Source organism: Bradyrhizobium sp. UFLA06-24 (assembly GCF_054967145.1).
The window spans coordinates 255,460-275,953 of record NZ_JADFUE010000001.1; the positions used below are offsets into that span (position 1 = coordinate 255,460).

The 20,494-nt window shown below is 64.3% G+C and carries 15 protein-coding genes; 11 read left to right on the top strand and 4 right to left on the bottom strand.

Annotated elements, in window-relative coordinates:
• Positions 1-6: 6 nt before the first annotated feature.
• Positions 7-1,740 carry a protein kinase domain-containing protein gene (locus tag IF809_RS01155; RefSeq protein ID WP_462836609.1) on the bottom strand — a complete coding sequence of 578 codons (1,734 nt, stop codon included), beginning with the start codon at positions 1,738-1,740 and terminating at the stop codon, positions 7-9.
• Between the two features lie 69 nt (positions 1,741-1,809).
• Entirely contained in the window at positions 1,810-2,649 is an 840-nt protein-coding gene (locus IF809_RS01160) for a formate/nitrite transporter family protein (RefSeq protein WP_462836610.1), read from the bottom strand.
• Between the two features lie 687 nt (positions 2,650-3,336).
• Here IF809_RS01160 and IF809_RS01165 point away from each other — a divergent pair.
• The 8 genes from IF809_RS01165 (at position 3,337) to IF809_RS01200 (ending at position 13,524) form a co-directional block, all read left to right on the top strand.
• Entirely contained in the window at positions 3,337-4,719 is a 1,383-nt protein-coding gene (locus IF809_RS01165) for an MFS transporter (RefSeq protein ID WP_128967543.1), read from the top strand.
• Positions 4,720-4,841: 122 nt separating this feature from the next.
• Positions 4,842-5,270: a globin family protein gene (locus IF809_RS01170; protein ID WP_462836611.1), complete on the top strand. Its 429-nt coding sequence runs from the start codon at positions 4,842-4,844 to the stop codon at positions 5,268-5,270.
• 10 nt (positions 5,271-5,280) lie between these two features.
• Positions 5,281-6,498 (top strand): NAD(P)/FAD-dependent oxidoreductase, encoded by a 1,218-nt coding sequence (locus IF809_RS01175; protein WP_462836612.1) that lies wholly within the window; start codon positions 5,281-5,283, stop codon positions 6,496-6,498.
• Between the two features lie 14 nt (positions 6,499-6,512).
• Positions 6,513-9,218 (top strand): nitrate reductase, encoded by a 2,706-nt coding sequence (locus tag IF809_RS01180; protein ID WP_462836613.1) that lies wholly within the window; start codon positions 6,513-6,515, stop codon positions 9,216-9,218.
• Positions 9,219-9,466: 248 nt separating this feature from the next.
• Complete coding sequence (locus tag IF809_RS01185) at positions 9,467-10,369, top strand: SMP-30/gluconolactonase/LRE family protein (RefSeq protein ID WP_128969414.1); 903 nt, start codon at positions 9,467-9,469, stop codon at positions 10,367-10,369.
• 48 nt (positions 10,370-10,417) lie between these two features.
• On the top strand, positions 10,418-11,257 hold the full coding sequence (locus tag IF809_RS01190) for an aldo/keto reductase (protein ID WP_128967540.1): 840 nt from the start codon (positions 10,418-10,420) through the stop codon (positions 11,255-11,257).
• 186 nt (positions 11,258-11,443) lie between these two features.
• Complete coding sequence (locus IF809_RS01195; RefSeq protein WP_453983705.1) at positions 11,444-12,385, top strand: DMT family transporter; 942 nt, start codon at positions 11,444-11,446, stop codon at positions 12,383-12,385.
• Positions 12,386-12,444: 59 nt separating this feature from the next.
• The gene (locus tag IF809_RS01200) at positions 12,445-13,524 is read left to right on the top strand and encodes a zinc-binding dehydrogenase (RefSeq protein ID WP_462836614.1); all 1,080 of its coding nucleotides are present in this window, start codon (positions 12,445-12,447) and stop codon (positions 13,522-13,524) included.
• Positions 13,525-13,528: 4 nt separating this feature from the next.
• On the opposite strand, the gene IF809_RS01205 is transcribed toward IF809_RS01200, so the two are convergent.
• Positions 13,529-13,990: an Lrp/AsnC family transcriptional regulator gene (locus IF809_RS01205; RefSeq protein ID WP_128967537.1), complete on the bottom strand. Its 462-nt coding sequence runs from the start codon at positions 13,988-13,990 to the stop codon at positions 13,529-13,531.
• 130 nt (positions 13,991-14,120) lie between these two features.
• Here IF809_RS01205 and IF809_RS01210 point away from each other — a divergent pair, with 130 nt between their 5' ends.
• Positions 14,121-16,484: a transketolase gene (locus IF809_RS01210; protein WP_462836615.1), complete on the top strand. Its 2,364-nt coding sequence runs from the start codon at positions 14,121-14,123 to the stop codon at positions 16,482-16,484.
• Between the two features lie 300 nt (positions 16,485-16,784).
• Positions 16,785-18,215, top strand: a complete 1,431-nt coding sequence (locus tag IF809_RS01215; protein ID WP_128967535.1) for an aldehyde dehydrogenase family protein — start codon at positions 16,785-16,787, stop codon at positions 18,213-18,215.
• A 219-nt stretch (positions 18,216-18,434) separates the two neighbouring features.
• On the opposite strand, the gene IF809_RS01220 is transcribed toward IF809_RS01215, so the two are convergent.
• Positions 18,435-19,415, bottom strand: a complete 981-nt coding sequence (locus IF809_RS01220; RefSeq protein ID WP_462836616.1) for an SMP-30/gluconolactonase/LRE family protein — start codon at positions 19,413-19,415, stop codon at positions 18,435-18,437.
• 89 nt (positions 19,416-19,504) lie between these two features.
• Between IF809_RS01220 and IF809_RS01225 the strand changes: the two genes are divergently transcribed.
• Complete coding sequence (locus IF809_RS01225) at positions 19,505-20,329, top strand: NAD-dependent epimerase/dehydratase family protein (protein WP_462836617.1); 825 nt, start codon at positions 19,505-19,507, stop codon at positions 20,327-20,329.
• Positions 20,330-20,494: the final 165 nt, after the last annotated feature.

The following is a 20,494-nucleotide window of genomic DNA, read 5'->3' on the forward strand; positions in this document are numbered from 1 at the left end:
GCCCTGCTAACGCGCATGCAGCAGGGCGAGCAAGGCGACGACGGTGCAGGCCAGAACCACCGTCGTCAGCTTCCAGAACAGCAGCGGATTGCGCTCGATCAGGGGCGTGGTCCGCGTGGCGAAATAGGCCGGATTCGGAGTCCTGAGCTCGTAAGTGAATTCGGACAGGTCCTCGTGCCGCTTGTTGGGATCGGGATGCAGCGCCTTGCGTAGCGCGCCGTCGATCCAGATGGGGACGGCGCGGTCGTCGTGGCTGGCCGGACGATACCGGAGCTTCCATGCGTCCGACCGTCCCCTGATGCGGCCAACCTGGGCGCCGTAAGGCAACTCTCCGGTCAGCATCTGGTAGCAAATGGCCGCCAGCGAAAACATGTCCGAGCGCGGGGAGCCGCCTTCGCCGAGGAAATATTCCGGTGCGGTGTACTGCAACGTCCCGAGGATTTCGGCGTCGGCCGGATCGGGCGATGCTTCCGCCACGCCGGCGACCTTGACCGCGCCAAAGTCGATGATCTTCACGGTGCCGGTCTTGTCGATCAGGATATTGTCGGGCCTGAGATCCTGGTGCAGCATCTCCATGCGATGGAAGGCGCGCAGGCCCGACGCGATCTGGTCCACGATGTCGCGCACGGTCTCGAGGTCGGGACGCGGATGGTCCAGCATCCATTGCCGCAGCGTCTGCCCTTCGATGAACTCGGTCGCGACGTAGAGATAGTTTCGCCGCTTGGAGCGCGAGCGCGGCTTCAGGACGTGCGGACTGTCGATCCGCCGCGCGATCCACTCCTCCATCAGGAAGCGCTGCAAATAGGCGGGCTCGTCGCGGAGATCGATCGAGGGGATCTTCAGGGCGACCATCTCGTCGGTCTCGCTGTCGACCGCCAGATAGATATGGCTGCGGCTAGAGGCATGCACTTCGCGCACGATGCGGTAACCGTCGAACAGCGCCCGGGGCTCCGGCAATGGCGGAAGCGGCAGCTCGGCGGTACTGCCAAAGATCTCCGATGAGCCAGTCCGTGGCACCTCGTCGATGCGCAGGATCTGGACGGTGATGTTATCGTCACTGCCGCGCCGATAGGCCTCCTCGACGATACTCCTCGCCGCCCCGTCGAGATCGCCGGCACAGGCCTCGAGTGTGGCCGTGACGAAGCGTTGATTGACGAACTCGTACGCGCCATCGGTGGCCAGCAGGAAGATGTCGCCCTTTTCGATCTGAAGAGCCTGGTAGTCGATTTCGATCTGCGGGTTGATCCCGAGCGCGCGACCGAGATAGGTCTGCTCCGACGAGACGATGGTGCGATGGTCATCGGTCAGCTGTTCGAGAGCCTTGCCGGCGACGCGGTAGATCCGGCAGTCACCGACGTGAAAGATGTGGGCCATGGTCGACTTGATGACCATGGCCGTGAAAGTGCAGACGTAGCCCTTGTCGCGATCATAGGCGTACCGGCTGCGCCGCGTTTCGGCATGGAGCCACGAGTTGGTGGCTTCAAGCACGCGCCGCGCCGAATGCTTCACCGTCCAGGATTCGGAAGTACAGTAATAGTCGGTCAGGAAGCTCTTGACCGCCGACTCGCTCGCCTCCTGGCTCACCGCGCTGCTCGAGATGCCGTCGGCCAGGACGACGGCGATTCCCTTCAGGCTCAACAGCGGCTCCGTCGGAATCAGCGCGCCGTGAAAGTCCTGGTTGACCGGCTTGCGCCCCTTGTCGGAGTGCTGCCCGATCGAGATTTGCAAGCCCCGACCCATCCTCGCCACCAACAGAAAGGGAGCCTTACCTTATCAGGCAAAGCTCCCTTGTTGCTCAAACCAAATCGATCACGCCGCAGCGCGGCTCGACGGATTGGCAGCCGGCTGGCGCTTCGGCTTGGTCAATACGTGCGTCGCGTACAGCGTGAGGCCGGTGAAGGCGAGGCCGCCGACCAGGTTGCCCAGCACGGTCGGGATCTCGTTCCAGATGAAATAGTCGAGGATCGAGAACCTGGCGTGCAGCATCAGCCCCGACGGGAACAGGAACATGTTCACCACGGAGTGCTCGAACACCATATAGAAGAACACCAGGATCGGCATCCACATCGCGATCACCTTGCCGGGGACGGTGGTGGAGATCATGGCGCCGACGACGCCGGTCGAGACCATCCAGTTGCACAGCATGCCGCGGATGAACAGGGTCGCCATGCCGGCGGCGCCGTGCGCCGCGTAGCCGAGCGTCCGGCCCTCGCCGATATTGCCGATCGCAGCCCCGACCTTGTCCGGGTCCTGGGTGAAGCCGAAGGTCGTGACGAACGCCATCATGAAGGCGACGGTGAGCGCGCCGCCGAAATTGCCGACGAAGACGAGGCCCCAGTTGCGCAGCACGCCGCCGAGCGTCACGCCCGGTCGCTTGTCGATCAGCGCAAGCGGCGAGAGCACGAACACGCCGGTGAGCAGGTCGAAGCCCAGCAGATAGAGCATGGAGAAGCCTACCGGAAACAGCAGCGCGCCGATGATCGGCTGGCCGGTGTTGACGTTGATGGTGACGGCGAACCAGGCCGCGAGTGCCAGGATGGCACCGGCCATGTAGGCGCGGATGACCGTATCCCGGGTGGACATGAAGATCTTGGATTCGCCGGCGTCCACCATCTTGGTGACGAATTCCGAGGGTGCGAGATACGACATCAACAGCTCCTTTGCTCACGTGCACGATCGACCAGGCCCGTGCCGGATCGACGCCTCTGCCAGGCAGTGAGCTTTGCGCCCGAGAGAGTGGACGCGGATCGAAGAGGGGCACCGACATGCGCAAGGGATAGCGTCACGATGACCGCCTTGGCGGACCAGCGAACAGGCTTCCCAGTGGCCTCGGTGGCTTGATGCTCCGGCTCACTGTCAGTCATCGTTGACTAGGCAGGATGGAAGCAATGGATGTGCCAAGCGATCGGGCCATGCCGGGCACCTGTCAGAAGCCGAATTTGCCAATGCCGGAAGCGGATAGCCCCTCCGCGACGTCGCATTTGACCCCTCGCTGCGGCGAGCTGACGCGAAAACGGGCTCCTGCCCAAGACTTGTGCGCCGCACAATCAACAGGCGAATCGGCATTCAAGAAATGAGCGGCGAGCAAGTTTTTGATGCAATTATGGGCGTGAACATTTTTTCATCAATTGATGTAAGTCACTGCGGATGCTCGTATTTTCTGCGAAGCGTGGTTTGGCATGGAGCTTGAATTGAAGCTTTTCGACGCCATCGACGCCGTCACCGAGCAATCATTCAAATCGTGACACCGCCGAAAACGGGGGCTTCCCCGAGCGTGCAACTTTACGCCTCCGCCTGAGGCGGTGTCCCGCTTCCTAGCGAAAGGGACTATTTCCAATGAAGGAAGGCAATCCGACGTGGATTTCTGACTGGCGCCCCGAAGATGAGGCGTTCTGGAATGGGGGCGGCAAGGACGTCGCCCGGCGCAACCTGATCTGGTCGATCGTCGCCGAGCACATCGGCTTCTCCGTCTGGCTGATCTGGAGCATCGTTGCGACCAAGCTGCCGCAGGCGGGCTTCCACTACTCGACCGACGAACTGTTCCAACTCGTGGCGGTGCCGGGATTGATCGGCGCCCTGATGCGCTTTCCCTACACCTTCGCTGTAACAACGTTCGGCGGCCGCAACTGGACCATTTTCAGCGCAGCCGTTCTGTTCATCCCGACGTTGTCGCTCGCTTATTTCGTGAGCCGGCCCGACACGCCGTTCTGGCTGATGCTGCTGATTGCTTCGACCGCAGGCCTCGGCGGCGGCAACTTCGCCTCCAGCATGACCAACATCTCCTTCTTCTTCCCTGACCGGATGAAGGGGTGGGCGCTCGGCCTCAACGCCGCCGGCGGAAATATCGGTGTCTCGAGCGTGCAGCTGTTGACGCCGATCCTGATGACGCTCGCCGTCATCAACCTGTTCCAGGCAGAGCCGGTCGGCGGCGTCTATCTCCAGAACGCCGGCCTGATGTGGGTATTGCCGATCGCGATCGCGGTGTTTGGCGCCATGTTCTTCATGAACAACCTGACCTCGGCGAAGGCGTCGATCAAGAACCAGCTTGCCATCGTCAAGCGCAAGCACACCTGGATCATGGCCTTCATCTACATCGGAACGTTCGGCTCCTTCATCGGCTACTCCGCCGCGTTTCCGCTGCTGATCAAGACCCAGTTTCCGACGGTGACGATCTCGATCGCATTCCTCGGGCCGCTGGTCGGCTCGCTGTCGCGACCCTTCGGCGGCTGGCTCGCCGACAAGCTCGGCGGGTCCATCATCACCTTCTGGAATTTCATCGCGATGGCGGCTGCCACGATCGGCGTCCTCTACTTCGTCGGGCAAAAGGATTTCACCGGCTTCCTGTCGATGTTCCTGATCCTGTTCCTGACCACGGGCATCGGCAACGGATCGACCTATCGCATGATCCCCTCGATCTTCCGCGAAGAAAACCTGTTCAAGGTGCGCGGCAAGGGCGACGCGGCGCGCGCGCTGGCGCTGAAGACGGCGAGCATCGAGAGCGGTGCGGCTGTCGGCTTCATCGGCGCGGTGGGTGCCGTCGGCGGTTATCTGATCCCGAGCAGCTTCGGCAAGTCGATCGCGGCGACCGGCGGTCCGCAGCTCGCGCTGGCCATCTTCCTCGCGTTCTACGCCGTCTGCCTCGCTATGACCTGGTGGTTCTATCTGCGTCGCAGCCCGCAGGGTGAAGGCGCGCCAAGCCTCGCCGAAGCGCGGGTGTAAGCGAGGTTACGAAAATCGCCTCTTCCCGTACGCGGGGAGAGGTCTCTCTGGTGACGTTTGGCCCATGAACCTTTTCCGCAACGGCGCGGACGAAGGCAGACCGAAACAGACAGGACAACATCATGACTCCTCAACAGATCGCGCTCGTGCAGCAGAGCTTTTCCAAGGTCGCGCCGATTTCAGAAGCAGCCTCCCAGCTGTTCTACGACCGCTTGTTCGAGGTCGCCCCGTCCGTGCGCGCGATGTTTCCGCAGGACATGACCGAGCAGCGCAAGAAGCTGATGGGCATGCTCGCTGCCGTGGTCAGCGGCCTGTCGAACCTCGAGACGATTCTTCCCGCGGCCTCCGCGCTTGCCAAGCGTCACGTCGCTTACGGCGCCAAGGCCGAACACTATCCCGTGGTCGGCGCGACCTTGCTCTGGACCTTCGAGAAGGGCCTTGGCGAGGCCTGGACACCCGAACTCGCCACCGCCTGGACCGACGCCTATGGCGTGCTGTCCGGCTACATGATTTCCGAGGCCTATGGCCCACAGGCGCAGGCCGCCGAATAGGAGATGTCTCGTGAGTGAGCCCCTCGTCATCGTCGGTAACGGTATGGCGGCCGCGCGTCTGGTCGATGAACTCGCCAAGACCGCACTCGGCCGCTACGCGGTTGCCGTTATCGGCGATGAACCTCGGCTCGCTTACAACAGAGTGCTGCTCTCCTCCGTGCTGGCCGGCGAGACCGGCTCGCACGAGATCGAGCTGCGGCCGGCGGACTGGTGGCGCCATCGCGGCGTCACGGTTCGGTATGGCTATCGCGTCACCGAGATCGACACCGGCCGCCGCGAGCTCAAGATCGACGGCGAGGAGAGCGTGGAATATTCCAAGCTCGTGCTCGCCACAGGATCGACGCCGCTGCGGCTCAACGTGCCGGGCGCCGATCTCGCAGGCGTGCACACCTTTCGCGACAGCCGCGACGTCGACCTGCTGCTGACGCTCGCTGCTGCCAGGAAGCGCGTCGTCGTGGTCGGCGGCGGTCTGCTCGGGCTCGAGGCGGCGTACGGGCTGGCCAAGGCCGGAGCGCCGGTGACGCTGCTGCATCTGATGGACCGGCTGATGGAGCGTCAGCTCGATCTGCCGGCCGCCGACCTGCTCAAGACACTGGTGGAGCGCAAGGGCATCCGGATCCTGCTCAACGCTTCGACGGCCCGGATTCACGGCGACAATCATGTCGAGGCCGTCGAGCTCGCCGACGGCAGCCGCATCGAGGCCGACGCTGTGATCTTCGCCGCCGGCATCAAACCCAACGTGGCGCTTGCCAAGGACGCCGGCATCGCCGTCAACCGTGGCATCGTCGTCAACGACGTGATGCAGACGGCGTCGCCCGACATCTACGCAATTGGCGAATGCGCCGAGCATCGCGGCACCTGCTATGGGCTGGTCGAGCCGGCCTATGAGCAGGCGCGCGTGCTGGCGCGGCATCTTGCCGGCCGCCCCGCCGCCTATCAGGGCAGCATCGTCTCGACCAACCTGAAGGTGTCCGGCGTCAGCGTGTTCTCCGCCGGCGATTTCATGGGCGGCGACGGCAGCGAGAGCCTCGTTCTCACCGATCGCAGGCGCGGCACCTACAAGAAGCTCGTCATCGCCGACGGCCGGCTCACCGGGGCCGTGCTGATCGGCGATACCGTCGATGCGCTCTGGTATCTCGAGCTGATCCGCAATCGCGAGAAGGTGGCTGCGATCCGTACCGACATGATGTTCGGCCGCGCGCTGGCGCATCCGTCCAGGGCGGCTTGAAAAGGCAGTTTGGAATGACGGCAATCGATCCGACGCTTCGCGCAACCAGAACGACCTGTCCCTATTGCGGCGTCGGCTGCGGCGTGCTGGCGACGCCCGACGGCAAGGGTGGGGCGGCGATCGCGGGCGATCCCGATCATCCCGCCAATTTCGGTCGGCTCTGCTCCAAGGGCTCCGCGCTCGGCGAGACCGTCGGGCTGGAAAGCCGTCTGCTGTATCCGATGATCCGCTGCAAGGGCGTGCTGGAACGCGTCGCCTGGAGCGATGCGCTCGATCATGTCGCCCACCGCATGCAGCACATCGTGGCGCGCGACGGCGCCGACGCGGTCGCGTTCTATCTCTCCGGACAGCTCCTCACCGAGGATTATTACGTCGCCAACAAGCTGATGAAGGGCTTTGTCGGCACCGCCAACGTCGATACCAATTCGCGGCTGTGCATGTCGTCCTCGGTCGCCGGCCATCGCCGCGCCTTCGGCGCCGATACCGTACCGGGGTGCTATGAGGATCTCGACCAGGCCGATCTGCTCGTCTTCGTCGGCTCGAACGCCGCCTGGTGTCATCCCGTTCTATTCCAGCGCATGTTGAAGAACCGTGCGGAGCGCGGCGCGCGCATGATCGTGATCGATCCGCGCCGCACCGATACCGCAAGCGATGTCGATCTGTTCCTCGGCCTCAAGCCCGGCACCGATACCGCGCTGTTCTCCGGCCTGTTCGTCCATCTTGCCGACAATGGCGCGCTCGATCGCGACTACATCGCGCAGAACACCTCCGGCTTCGACGATGCGCTGGCGCGCGCACGCAACATCGCCGGCAGCGTCACCGCGACCGCGCTGGCCACGGGTCTCTCCGAGCAGGACGTCGCCATCTTCTTCAAGATGTTCCGCGACACCGAGAAGGTCGTCACGCTCTATTCGCAAGGGGTCAACCAGTCGGCCCAGGGCACCGACAAGGTCAACGCGATCCTGAACTGCCATCTCGCCACGGGGCGGATCGGGAAGGTGGGCGCTTCGCCGTTCTCGCTGACCGGTCAGCCCAACGCGATGGGCGGCCGCGAAGTCGGTGGCCTCGCCAATATGCTCGCCGCCCATATGGGTTTCACGCTGCCCGACATCGATCGTGTCAGGCGGTTCTGGAAGGCGCCGCGCATCGCCACCCATGAAGGCCTGAAGGCAGTGCAGCTGTTCGAGGCGATCAATCGCGGCGAGGTCAAGGCACTGTGGGTGATGGGCACCAATCCCGCGGTGTCGCTGCCCGACGCGGACATGGTCCGCGATGCCCTGAAGAAGCTCGAGCTGTTCGTGGTCTCGGAGAACGTGCTCTCTAACGACACGGTCGAGGCCGGCCCGCATGTGCTGTTGCCTGCGCTGGCCTGGGGCGAGAAATCGGGCACCGTGACCAACTCCGAGCGCCGCATCTCGCGCCAGCGCTCGTTCCTGCCGGCGCCGGGCGAGGCGCGCCCCGACTGGTGGATTCTCAGCGAGACCGCCAAGCGCCTCGGCTTCGGCGACAGCTTCAACTACAAATCTGCCGCCGACATCTTCCGCGAGCACGCCGCGCTCTCGGCGTTCGAGAACGACGGCAGCCGCGACTTCGATATCGGTGCGATGACTTCGCTGTCCGACGACGCCTTCGACGCCTTGAAACCGGTGCAGTGGCCTGCGCGCGAAGGCGAGGCACCAGGCGAGCGCTTCTTCGCCCAGGGCGGATTCTTCACCAATGACGGCAAGGGCCGCTTCGTCGCGCCGGAGGTGCCGGCGCTGCGTGGCGAGACAGGGCCCTCGAGGCCCCTGAGGCTCAACACCGGACGCATCCGCGACCAGTGGCACACCATGACACGCACGGGCCTGAGCCAGCGCCTGGGTGCGCATCTGCCCGAACCTTTCGTCGAGATCCACCCTGATGACGCCGGCAAGTACGGCATCGTCCATGACGGCTACGCCCGCATCACCACCGATTATGGTCAGTGCATCCTGAAGGTCGTCGTCAGCGAAGGCCAGCAACGCGGCGCGCTGTTCGTGCCGATCCACTGGAGCGCGATGAATGCTTCGCACGGCCGCGTCGGCGCGCTGGTAGCACCGTTCACCGATCCGTTCTCGGGCCAGCCGGAGTCGAAGGCGACGCCGGCGGCGATCGCTCCTTACGAGTTCGTCTTCCGCGGCTTCGCACTGGCGCGCAAGCAGCTCGATCTGCCACAGAACCTGTTGTGGACCCGCGCCACTGTCGCCGGCGGCTTCGGCTATCTCTTCGCCGACAATGCGGATCTGTCGCGCTGGCCAGCCTGGCTCGATTCCGTCTCCGGCGAGGACATTGCCGAGTATCGCGATTTCGGCGGCGGCATCTATCGCGCGGCCTCGTTCGCGGGCGACCGCATCGAGACCTGCCTGTTCGTCGGCCCCGGGCATGATGCCGGCGACTGGGAGGTGGTGAAGAGCCTGTTCGCGGCCGATTACGTCACCGACGAGCAGCGCCGCATGCTGCTGTCAGGCAAGTCCGGCGAAGGCGCAGCCTCGACCGGCCCGATCGTCTGCGCCTGCTTCGGCGTCGGCCGCGGCACCATCTGCGACAGCATCGCGGGCGGCGCGCGGACCGCGGCCGAGATCGGCGCCAAGCTCAAGGCCGGCACCAATTGCGGCTCCTGCATCCCCGAGCTGAAGCGGCTGATCGCGACGACGGACATTGCGTCGGCAAGAGAAGTCAAACTGGCAGGTGCCGCGAGCTAGGCCTGGCTCTCTCCCCTGTCATTGCGAGCGTAGCGAAGCAATCCAGAGTCCCTCCACGGTGACAGTCTGGATTGCTTCGCTGCGCCCGTAATGACTGGGTTGATGCACCCCGGATGCAGGGCAGAAGCGTTTCACACGGCGCACGTCCGTGGGAGTGGCATGGAAGTGCCATGCCTCCGCCCCAATCGACGCGCCCGCGATAGTGCCCTATGCTGCCGCGCTCCCCCTCAACAATCACAACAACCATGATGTACCTGGAAACGCCACCGCGCCTGATCGAAACCAAGATCTTCTCAGCCATGCCCGACACGTTTCGCCGCAAGGGCGTGCGGACGGATTGGGCCGACGCCAACCGGCCGGGCGTGCCGACCGACAGTTTTGTTGAAGGGCCGTCATTCGACAAGGAGGGCAATCTCTACATCGTCGACATTCCCTTCGGTCGGATCTTTCGTATCGCGCCCGATGGTGCGTGGTTGCTCGTGATCGAGTACGAGGGCTGGCCGAACGGGCTGAAGATCGCGGCTGACGGGCGTATCCTGGTCGCCGATTATATGCATGGCATCATGGAACTCGATGCCCAGGCCGGCCGCGTCACGCCGGTCCTGACGTCGCGCAATTCGGAATCGTTCCGCGGCTGCAACGATCTGCATCTCGGCTCCAACGGCGACATCTTCTTTACCGACCAGGGCCAGACCGGCCTGCACGATCCCAGCGGGCGCGTCTATCGGCTGACGTCGAACGGCCGGCTCGATTGCCTGATCGATACCGGCGTCAGCCCGAATGGGCTGGTGCTCGATCCGACCGAGACCGTGCTGTTCGTTGCGATGACGCGCGACAACGCAGTATGGCGGCTGCCGTTCATGCGGGACGGCAGCGTGTCCAAGGTCGGCCGGTTCTGCTCGCTGTTCGGCACCTCGGGTCCCGATGGCCTAACGATGGATGCGAAAGGCCGTCTGTTCGTCGGCCACGCCTCGCTCGGCCACGTCTTCGTGTTCGCACCGAACGGCGAATTGATCGCGCGGATCAAGTCCTGCGCCGGGCCGAACTGCACCAATGTCGCCATCGGTGGCGCGAACAGAGATCGGATCTATATCACGGAATCGGCGACCGGCAGTGTCCTGGTCGCCGATATCAGCGGATTGAACTCTTGAGCGGGATGGCGGTTTGCCTGACCTGAAGAGCTGGCATTGGAGACGAACATGAACAGGCATCCCTTCGGCAAAACCGGCGCCAGCGTTTCCGTGATCGGGCAGGGCACCTGGTATCTCGATCATGGCGATCGCAAGCGCGCGATTGCCGCGCTTCAGCGCGGGCTCGATCTGGGGATGACCCATATCGACACCGCCGAGATGTATGGCGATGCCGAGCTCGTCATTGCCGACGCCATCACGGGCCGCCGCGACGAGGTGTTCCTCGTCTCGAAAGTTCTGCCGAGCAACGCCTCGCGCCGCGGCACCATCACGGCCTGCGAGCGGTCGCTGAAGCGGCTGAAGACTGACAGCCTCGATTGCTATCTGCTGCACTGGCGCGGATCGTACGCGCTCGAGGACACCGTCGCTGCGTTCGAGGAGCTGGTGTCGTCCGGCAAGATCAAGTCCTGGGGCGTTTCGAATTTCGACGCCGACGATCTCGACGAAATTCTCGCGGTTTCAGGCGAGGGCAAGGTCGCCTGCAATCAGGTGCTCTATCATCTCAAGGAGCGCGCGATCGAGCATGCGGTGATCCCGTGGTGCGAGCGGCACGGCGTCGCCGTCGTCGCCTATTCGCCGTTCGGGCACGACGATTTTCCCGACGACCGCAGCAAGGGCGGCGCCGTGCTGGCGCGCATCGCGCAGGCGCGTCGCGCGACGCCGCGTCAGGTCGCGCTGAGCTTCCTCACCCGTGCGACTACGGTGTTCGCGATCCCGAAGGCCTCGTCCGCGGAACATGCCGGCGAAAATGCGGCCGCCGGCGATCTCGTGCTGACGAAAGAGGAGATTTTGGCGCTGGATGCGGCTTTTCCGCGCGGCCCGAAGCCGCGCAGCCTGCCCATGCTGTAGTGCACAAACGCCCATTCTTAATGGAGTATTGACGCGCGCGGACGTGAGCGCATATCCGCATCCTGTTTTCGGAAGTTGTGAACGCGGCGCATTTGTCGTTTTTTACGAACGTTCTCGATTCGCCTTTGCCGAGTTCCCACAGTGACACCGCCGCCCGCCGCAGCCGCAAGGCTCGACAGTATTCCCATGCCCGTGCCAGAGAAGAAGCAGGAGGCTCGCCGCGCGCCTGCGCGCGTCGATCATCCCTTCAAGGGCATTGCATTGGTATTGCTCTCGACGGTGTTTCTCGGCACCTCCGACGTCACCGCGAAATATCTTTCCGCGAGCCTGCCCTCGATCGAGATCACCTGGATCCGCTTCGTCACCTTCGCGCTGATGTTCACGCCGGTGATGCTGCCGGGCTCGCCGCTGCAGGCGATGCGCACCGAGCGCCTTGGCCTGCAGTTGATGCGCGGCGCTGCCCTGCTCGGCTCCTCACTGTTTTTCATCACCGGCCTGCGCTTCCTTCCCATCGCGGAGGCGTCCGCCACCGGTTTCGTCTCGCCGCTGTTCGTCACGGCGCTGTCGATCATCTTCCTGAGCGAGAAGGTCGGCATGCGCCGCTGGATCGCGACCGCGATCGGCCTCTTCGGCGTGTTGATCATCCTGCGGCCGGGCTCGAGCGCGTTTCATGCCGCCGCGTTCTTCCCGATCGTTTCGGCCTTCTGCTGGGCCGCGGCGCTGATCCTGACGCGCATGATGAGCGGGCGGGAAGCCGTGCTCACCACCATGGCCTATTCCGCGCTGACGGGTGTCGCCATCCTCTCTCTGATGGTGCCGTTCGTGTGGGTGACGCCGAGCTGGACCGCGATCGGGCTCGGCATCGTGATCGGGGTAGCCTCCACCGTCGGCCAGTGGATCATCGTGCTGGCGTATCGCTACGGCGATGCCTCGGTGCTGGCGCCGTTCTCCTACACGCAGCTGCTGTGGGTCAGCATCCTGGGCTTCTTCCTGTTCGGCGAGGTGCCTGACGTCTGGACCGTCACCGGCGCGGCCTTCATCGTCGCCAGCGGCCTCTACATCGCCCATCGCGAGCGCGTTCGGCGGGCCCAGCTTCTGGTGCTGGAAGAGCGTTCCCCGAACCCCTGACGCAAGTCAGCGCGTTGCCTTCGTGCTATCAACGGCTCCAACAGGATGGGAGGAGCCGGATGCGCGCTGCGATCTTCAGGAACGGTGAGATTGTCGTTGACGGAGTGGCCGAACCGAAGCCGGGCCCCGGCCAGGTACTGGTCAAGACGCTCGCCTGCGGCATCTGCGGCTCCGACCTGCACGCGCGTCAGCATGCGCCGCGGATGGTGGAGATGGCGAAGAAGACCGGGCGGACGCCGATGGATCTGTCGCGCGACGTCGTCTTCGGCCACGAGTTCTGCTGCGAGATCCTCGACTACGGTCCCGGCACCGCGCGCAAGCTCAAGCCGGGCACGCATGTGTGCTCGCTGCCGGCGCTGCTGACGCCCGAGGGCATCAAGGGCATCGGCTATTCCAACGAGTTCGTCGGCGGCTATGCCGAGCAGATGCTGCTCAGCGAGCCGCTGCTGCTGGAGGTGCCCAACGGCCTTGCGCCGGAACATGCCGCGCTGACCGAGCCATTGGCCGTCGGCGTTCACGCGGTGGCGAAAGCCAATATCAGCGGCGGCGAAGTGCCGCTCGTGATCGGCTGTGGCCCGGTCGGGCTCGCGGTGATCGCTGCGCTGAAGATCAAAGGCCTGCATCCGATCGTCGCCGCCGACTATTCGCCGGCGCGGCGCGCGCTCGCCGCAAAGCTCGGTGCCGATATCGTCGTCGATCCCAAAGTATCTCAGCCCTACGCGACCTGGGCCGAGCACGCGCAGATGTCGGAGGCGGAGAGGGCGGCGCGGCCGCCGTTCCAGGCCATGCTGCCGGCGCTCAAGCCCGCGATCATCTTCGAATGTGTCGGCGTGCCCGGCCTGCTGCAGCAGGTGTTCGAGGGCGCGCCGCGCGATGCCAGGATCGTCGTGGTCGGGGTCTGCATGGAGAGCGACAGGAACGAGCCGATGCTCGGCATCATGAAGGAGCTCAGCGTCCAATACGTGCTCGGCTACACGCCGGAGGAGTTCGCGGCCTCGCTGCGCCTGATCGCGGAAGGAGAGGTGGATGCGGCGGCCATGGTGACTGCGGAAGTCGGTCTCGACGGTGTCGCAAAGGCGTTCGCCGACCTCGCCAATCCCGAAGCCCACACCAAGATCATCGTGCAGCCGTGGCGGTGACGACCTATACCGGCAGCGCGATCGAATATTTCACCTGGCTGAGTGCAAAACTCGACTCGATCGAGGCGATGCCGTCGAGCCGGGTCAGCTTGGTCTTGAGGAACGTCTCGTAGGAGGCGAGGTCGGCGGCGACGACGCGCAGCAGATAGTCGCGGTTGCCGGTCATCAGATAGCACTCCAGCACCTCGTCCCATTTCGAGATCGCGCGGGCAAAGCGGTTGAGGTCCTCCTCCTTCTGCCGCGCCAGCTTGATGGAGATGAAGACGCTGACATGCAGCCCCAGCGCCTTCTGGTCGACGGTCGCGATATAGCGCGAGATCACCCCGCGCTCCTCCAGCAGCTTGACCCGGCGATGGCAGGGCGAGACCGACAGCCCGACCTTGTCGGCCAGCTCCTGCATGGTCAGCCGGCTGTCGTTCTGGAGATAGCCGAGAATCTTGCGGTCGATGGCGTCGAGGTCGGTCATTGGGATGGAACCTGTGTTTTGGCGCCCATGTTGGTAAACTATACCAATAAACGGAGGTATAGCGCGAAAATTTGAGAATTTTGACGGCGGCGGCAGGCGTATGATCCGCCTTATTTCCCGGAGCATCGCCATGCCCGTCGAGTCCGCGCGTCTTGAAACCCTGACAGCCCTCAGCCGCAAGGCGCTGTGGCTGTCGTCATGGACCATCCATCATGCCAACCACATCCGCCCGAATGCGGACGGCCTGAAGGTCGGCGGCCACCAGGCCTCCTCGGCGTCGCTCGCGACCATCATGTCGGCCTTGTACTTCCACGTGCTGCGGCCCGAGGACCGCGTCGCGGTGAAGCCGCATGCGAGCCCGGTGTTCCACGCCATCCAGTATCTGTTCGGCCGCCAGAGCCGCGAGAAGCTGGAGAATTTCCGCGGCTTCAAGGGCGCGCAGTCCTATCCCTCGCGCACCAAGGATGTCGACGACGTCGATTTCTCCACCGGCTCGGTCGGCCTCGGCGTTGCGCAGACGCTGTTCGCCTCGCTGGTGCAGGACTACGTCAAGGCGCATGGCTGGACGAAGGACCGCCGCGAGGGGCGGATGATCGCGCTGGTCGGTGATGCCGAGATGGACGAGGGCAACATCTTCGAGGCGCTCGCGGAGGGGTGGAAGCACGGATTGCGCAACACCTGGTGGGTGGTCGACTACAACAGGCAGTCGCTCGATGCCGTCGTGCGCGAGGGGCTATGGGAAAAGTTCGAGACCGTGTTCCGCAATTTCGGCTGGGACGTCGTCATCGTGAAATACGGCCGCCTGATGCGGGAAGCGTTCGCCGAACCCGGCGGCGAAGCGCTGAGGACCTGGATCGACAATTGTCCGAACGCACTCTACGCAGCGCTGTGCTTCCAGGGCGGCGCCGCTTTTCGCAAGCATCTGCAGGACGAGATTGGCGATCAGGGCCCGATCACGAAATTGATCGACAGGCGCAGCGACGAGGAGCTGCTGGCGCTGATGTCGAATCTCGGCGGCCACGATATGGCGAGCATGCTGGAGGCGTTCGAGTCCATCGACCACGATCGCCCGGTCTGCTTCATCGCCTACACCATCAAGGGCGTTGGCCTGCCGTTCCAGGGCCACAAGGACAATCATGCGGGCCTGATGACGGTCGCGCAGATGGAGAAATATCGCGAGAGCCAGAACATCCGGCCCGGGCACGAATGGGACAAGTTCGAGGGCTTGACGCAGAGCCCCGCCGAGTTGGAGACCTTTCTCGCGCGCGTGCCGTTCAACAGGGATGGCCGCCGGCTGACCGCGCCTGTTATCGAGGTGCCCACGTCGCTCGCCTTCAAGCCGTCGCCGCAGATGTCCACGCAACAAGGCTTTGGGCTCGTGCTGAACGAGATCGCGCGCGGTGACAGCGAGCTGGCAAAGCGCATCGTCACGACCTCGCCTGACGTCACCGTCTCAACCAACCTCGGCCCGTGGGTGAACCGGCGCGGCCTGTTCGCGCGCGCCGAGAAGGCGGACTTATTCCGCAGCGAGAAAATTCCCTCGACCTACAATTGGGACGCCTCGCCAAAGGGCCAGCATCTCGAGCTCGGCATTGCCGAGATGAACCTGTTCATCATGCTCTCCGCGCTCGGCCTGTCGCACCAGATCAACGGCGCGCGGCTGCTACCGGTCGGCACGCTCTACGATCCCTTCATCGAGCGCGGCCTCGATGCGCTCAACTACGCCTGCTACCAGGATGCGCGCTTCATGGTGGCGGCGACCCCATCAGGCATCACGCTTGCTCCGGAAGGCGGCGCACACCAGTCGATCGCAACGCCCCTGATCGGCATGGCGCAGGACGGGCTCGCCTCGTTCGAGCCGGCCTTCGTCGACGAACTCGCCGTCATCATGGCTTTCGGCTTTCAGCACATGCAGCGCGAGCCGGGCGAGGGCGGTTCCGTTTATTTGCGGCTCTCGACGCGCAGCATCGAGCAGCCGCAGCGGATCATGACGCCAGAGCTGCAACAAGGCATCACCGACGGCGCTTATTGGCTGCGCAAGCCCGGCCCGAATGCCGAGGTCGTGATCGTCTATACCGGCGCGGTGGCGCCCGAGGCCATCGAGGCCACCGGCTTCATCGGCGAGGACAGGCGCGACGTCGGCCTGCTCGCGGTCACCTCGGCGGACCGTCTCCATGCCGGGTGGACCGCCGCACGGAAATTGCGCCGCGATCGGCGCGGCGTGCAGCATCTCAGCCACATCGAAAAGCTGCTGGCGCCGCTGCCGCGCGACTGCGGCATCGTGACCGTGATCGACGGTCATCCCAGCGCGCTCGGCTGGCTCGGCAGCGTCCGCGGTCATCGCGTCGAAGCGCTCGGCGTCGAGCAGTTCGGCCAGACCGGCACGATCGCTGACCTTTATCGGCACTACGGCATCGACGCGAACGCCATCATCGATGCGGCGGAAAGCCTCACCACCGGCGCGCCGGTGCTGCATCGGAAGATGGCGGTGTAGTCGAGGTAACCGGCCCAGATGGGCGCCGGCTCAGCAGCGCACCGCTGGAGCGCTGCGCTACGTCCGGGGCACGAGAGTGTTTTCACACGCTCTAATTTCGTGTCCCGGGCGCACTGCGGCACGAAGTGCCGCGGTGCCGAACCGGGCCCCATGACAGCGCTTGCCTCAGTTGGAGACGCGTCCCATATTCCGCCCGTCCGCCGCAACGCTGGCCCCGCATATGGCGGGTTCAACTGCTGGCGCTTTCGTGCAAGGATGCTGCCGAAACGCCCCCTCCAAGCCCGCAAGAAGAGGTTAACGATGGTCAATCGCATGCAATTCTACATCGACGGCGCCTGGGTCGATCCCGCCGTCAAGAAGTCCACTCCGGTCGTCAATCCCGCGACGGAAGAGGCGATGTACGAGGTTGCGCTGGGCTCCAAGGCCGACGTGGACAAGGCGGTCGCCGCCGCCAAGCGCGCCTTCGCCACCTTCTCCCAGACCAGCCGCGAGGAGCGCGTCGCGCTGCTCTCGAAGATCATCGAGGTCTACAAGGGCCGCCTCAAGGAGATCGGCGCCGCCGTCTCCGACGAGATGGGCGCGCCGCTGCCGATGGCCGAGAAGCTCCAGGCCGGCGCCGGCCTCGGCCATCTCATGACCACGCTCGACGTGCTCAAGAACTATCATTTCGAGGAGCCGGTCGGCACCGCCATGGTGTTGCGCGAGCCGATCGGCGTGGTCGGCATGATCACGCCCTGGAACTGGCCGCTCAACCAGATCGCCTGCAAGGTCGCGCCGGCGCTCGCCGCCGGCTGCACCATGATTTTGAAGCCCTCGGAGTTCACGCCGACCTCGGCTTTGATCTTTGCGGAAATCCTCCATGAAGCCGGCGTGCCGAAGGGCGTGTTCAATCTCGTCAACGGCCTCGGCCCGGAGGTCGGCGCCGCCATGAGCGAGCACCCCGACATCGACATGATCTCCTTTACCGGCTCGACCCGCGCCGGCATCGATGTGGCCAAGCGCGCCGCGCCCACCGTGAAGCGCGTCAGCCAGGAGCTCGGTGGCAAGTCGCCGAACGTCATCCTCGAAGGCGCCGACCTCACCAAGGCGGTGACCGGCGGCGTGATGCACATGTTCAACAACTCCGGCCAGTCCTGCAACGCGCCCTCGCGCATGATCGTGCCGCTGTCGAAGATGAAGGAAGTCGCCGCGATCGCGAAAGCCGTCGCCGACAAGACCAAGGCGGGTGATCCGCGCGCGGATGGCACGACGATCGGTCCCGTGGTGAACCGCGGCCAGTGGGACAAGATTCAGGGCCTGATCAAGAAGGGCATCGATGAGGGCGCAACGCTCGTCGCCGGCGGCCCGGGTCTGCCCGAAGGCGTCAACAAGGGCTTCTATGTCCGTCCGACCATCTTCGCTGACGTCACTCCTGACATGACGATCGCGCGCGAGGAGATCTTCGGACCGGTACTGACCATCATCGGCGCAAAGGACGAAGCCGATGCCGTCAAGATCGCCAACGACACGCCCTATGGCCTCGCCGGCTACGTCTACGGCCCGTCGGTCGAGGACGCCAAGCGCGTCGGCCGCCAGATCCGTGCCGGCAACGTCAACCTCCAGGGCGTGCCGAACGACCGCACCGCGCCGTTCGGCGGCTACAAGCAGTCGGGCAACGGCCGCGAGTGGGGCAAGTTCGGCCTCGAGGACTTCCTCGAAGTGAAGGCGGTGGCCGGCTTCAACGCGGCGTAAGTTTGAGCGCTTGAATAAACATGACGCCGGAGCGGCAAACCGCTCCGGCGTTCCTGTTTTTCTAGTCATTGCGAGCGAAGCGACTGCTCCGCCGTCATTCCGGGGCATCGCGAAGCGATGAGCCCGGAATCCATTTGGCCGCGGGCGCTGCTGCACGATGGATTCCGGGTTCGCGCCGAAGACGGCGTGCCCCGGAATGACGATGGCGAGAGGACCCGTCTATCCCCCCACCGCGCCTTGCGTATTCACATACAGTGCGTAGATCGACTGGCTTGCCGCCATGAACAGGCGGTTGCGTTTGACGCCGCCGAAGCAGAGATTGGCACATCGTTCTGGCAACGCGATACGTCCGATCATGACGCCGTCGGGCGCGAACACCACGACGCCGTCGAGCTCGGGATCGCCCATGCCCCAGCCGCACCAGAGATTGCCGTCGATGTCGCAGCGCATGCCGTCAGGCGTGCCCGGACCGGCATCGATGTGCACGCGCTTGTTCGAAATCGACGTGCCATCGGCCGAGACGTCATAAGCGAGGATCTTGCGGTTCGGTACGCCGCGGGACTCCACGACGTAGAGAATCGTCTCGTCGGGCGAGAAGCACAGCCCGTTCGGGCCCAGCACGCCCTCGGCGACCACGGTCGCCTTGCCGCTCGCGGGATCGAGCCGGTAGACGTTCGGCTCGATCTCGGACTCGGCCTTGTAGCCCTCGTAATTGCCGAGCAGGCCGAAGGTCGGATCGGTGAACCAGATCGAGCCGTCCGATTTGACAACGACATCGTTCGGCGAGTTCAACCGCTTGCCGTTGAATTGATCCATCAGCACGGTGATCTCGCCGTCATATTCGGTACGCGTCACGCGGCGGCCGCCGTGCTCGCAGGTGACCAGCCGGCCCTGGCGATCCCTCGTATTGCCATTGGCGAAATTCGAGGGCTTTCGGAAAATCGAGACCGCGCCGGTCTCTTCCTCCCATTTGATGATGCGCTGGTTCGGAATGTCGCTGCAGAGCAGATAGCGCCCGTCACCGAACCAGACCGGACCCTCGGCCCAGCGCAGGCCGGTCGTCAGCCGCTCCACGGCCGAGAGCTTCAGCCAGTATTTTTCGAAGCGGGGATCGAGCGCGTGAATGGCCGGATCTGGGTAATGAGTCGCCGGCCGCCAGCCCTGGCGGGCATCCTGGGTGTGGGACGATGCCTCATTCATGTCGGTTCTCTCGTTTCGTTCCCTCTGGACAATCCAGCTATCATTAGAGACACGTGACCGCAAATCGGTCGCCACATACGAGGAAAGACATGCCGCGCATCTTGATGACGGGAGCTTCGGGCGGAATCGGAACGCGCCTGCGCAAGCTGCTGCCGCCGATCTATCCGGACCTGCTGCTCTCCGACATCCGTCCCCCGACGGATCTCGGGCCGAACGAGCAGTTCAAGGCGGCGGATCTGTCCGACCTCGCGCAATGCGAGGCGATCTGCGAGGGCGTCGACGGCATCATCCATTTCGGTGGCTATTCGGTCGAAGGCCCCTGGGACGACATCCTCCAGGCCAACATCATCGGCGGCTACAATCTGTTCGAGGCCGCGTACCGCAAGGGCGTCAAGCGCGTCGTGTTCGCTTCGTCCAACCACGTCGTCGGCTTCTATCCGCGCCACCAGAAGATCGGCACCGACGTCACCGTGCGACCCGACGGACGCTACGGCGTCAGCAAGGTGTTCGGCGAAGCGGTTGGCGCGCTCTATGCCGACAAGCACGGCCTCAAAGTCACCTGCATTCGTATCGGCAACTGCGACGAGAAGCCGCTCGATCACCGCCGCATTGCGATGTGGCTGAAGCCGGAAGATCTGGTGCAGCTCTGCCGGATCGGGCTCGAGCATCCCGAGATCCATTTCGAGGTCTTCTACGGCGTCTCGCTGAACGAGCGCGCCTGGTGGGACAATAGCCGCGCCTACGAATTCGGTTACCGCCCCGTCGGCCGTTCCGAAGATCATGTGGCACACGCCATGGCCGAGCAGGCCAAGCTCAAGCCGGACCCGATCGGCGATCATTTTCAGGGCGGCGCGTTCGCGAGCAAGGAATTCGACGGGGACGCGAGCCGGATCATCGATTGGAATAAGCGGTAATCGTTTGCTGAGACATCGCCGCGGACGGTGTCTGCAAGGGCGGTGAGAGTAGGATACCCAACTCTCACCATTGTCATTGCGAGCGTAGCGAAGCAATCCAGAGTCTTTCCGTGGGGGGATTCCTGGATTGCTTTGCTGCGCTCGCAATGACGTGGCCGAGCGTGT

Bases quoted from the DNA above. Each gene is read 5' to 3' on its own strand.
- IF809_RS01190 (WP_128967540.1), top strand. From the start codon at position 10,418: ATGAACAGGCATCCCTTCGGCAAAACCGGCGCCAGCGTTTCCGTGATC.
- IF809_RS01225 (WP_462836617.1), top strand. From the start codon at position 19,505: ATGCCGCGCATCTTGATGACGGGAGCTTCGGGCGGAATCGGAACGCGC.
- IF809_RS01165 (WP_128967543.1), top strand. From the start codon at position 3,337: ATGAAGGAAGGCAATCCGACGTGGATTTCTGACTGGCGCCCCGAAGAT.
- IF809_RS01200 (WP_462836614.1), top strand. From the start codon at position 12,445: ATGCGCGCTGCGATCTTCAGGAACGGTGAGATTGTCGTTGACGGAGTG.
- IF809_RS01205 (WP_128967537.1), bottom strand. From the start codon at position 13,990: ATGACCGACCTCGACGCCATCGACCGCAAGATTCTCGGCTATCTCCAG.
- IF809_RS01210 (WP_462836615.1), top strand. From the start codon at position 14,121: ATGCCCGTCGAGTCCGCGCGTCTTGAAACCCTGACAGCCCTCAGCCGC.
- IF809_RS01170 (WP_462836611.1), top strand. From the start codon at position 4,842: ATGACTCCTCAACAGATCGCGCTCGTGCAGCAGAGCTTTTCCAAGGTC.
- IF809_RS01180 (WP_462836613.1), top strand. From the start codon at position 6,513: ATGACGGCAATCGATCCGACGCTTCGCGCAACCAGAACGACCTGTCCC.
- IF809_RS01155 (WP_462836609.1), bottom strand. From the start codon at position 1,740: ATGGGTCGGGGCTTGCAAATCTCGATCGGGCAGCACTCCGACAAGGGG.
- IF809_RS01160 (WP_462836610.1), bottom strand. From the start codon at position 2,649: ATGTCGTATCTCGCACCCTCGGAATTCGTCACCAAGATGGTGGACGCC.
- IF809_RS01185 (WP_128969414.1), top strand. From the start codon at position 9,467: ATGTACCTGGAAACGCCACCGCGCCTGATCGAAACCAAGATCTTCTCA.
- IF809_RS01195 (WP_453983705.1), top strand. From the start codon at position 11,444: ATGCCCGTGCCAGAGAAGAAGCAGGAGGCTCGCCGCGCGCCTGCGCGC.
- IF809_RS01220 (WP_462836616.1), bottom strand. From the start codon at position 19,415: ATGAATGAGGCATCGTCCCACACCCAGGATGCCCGCCAGGGCTGGCGG.
- IF809_RS01215 (WP_128967535.1), top strand. From the start codon at position 16,785: ATGGTCAATCGCATGCAATTCTACATCGACGGCGCCTGGGTCGATCCC.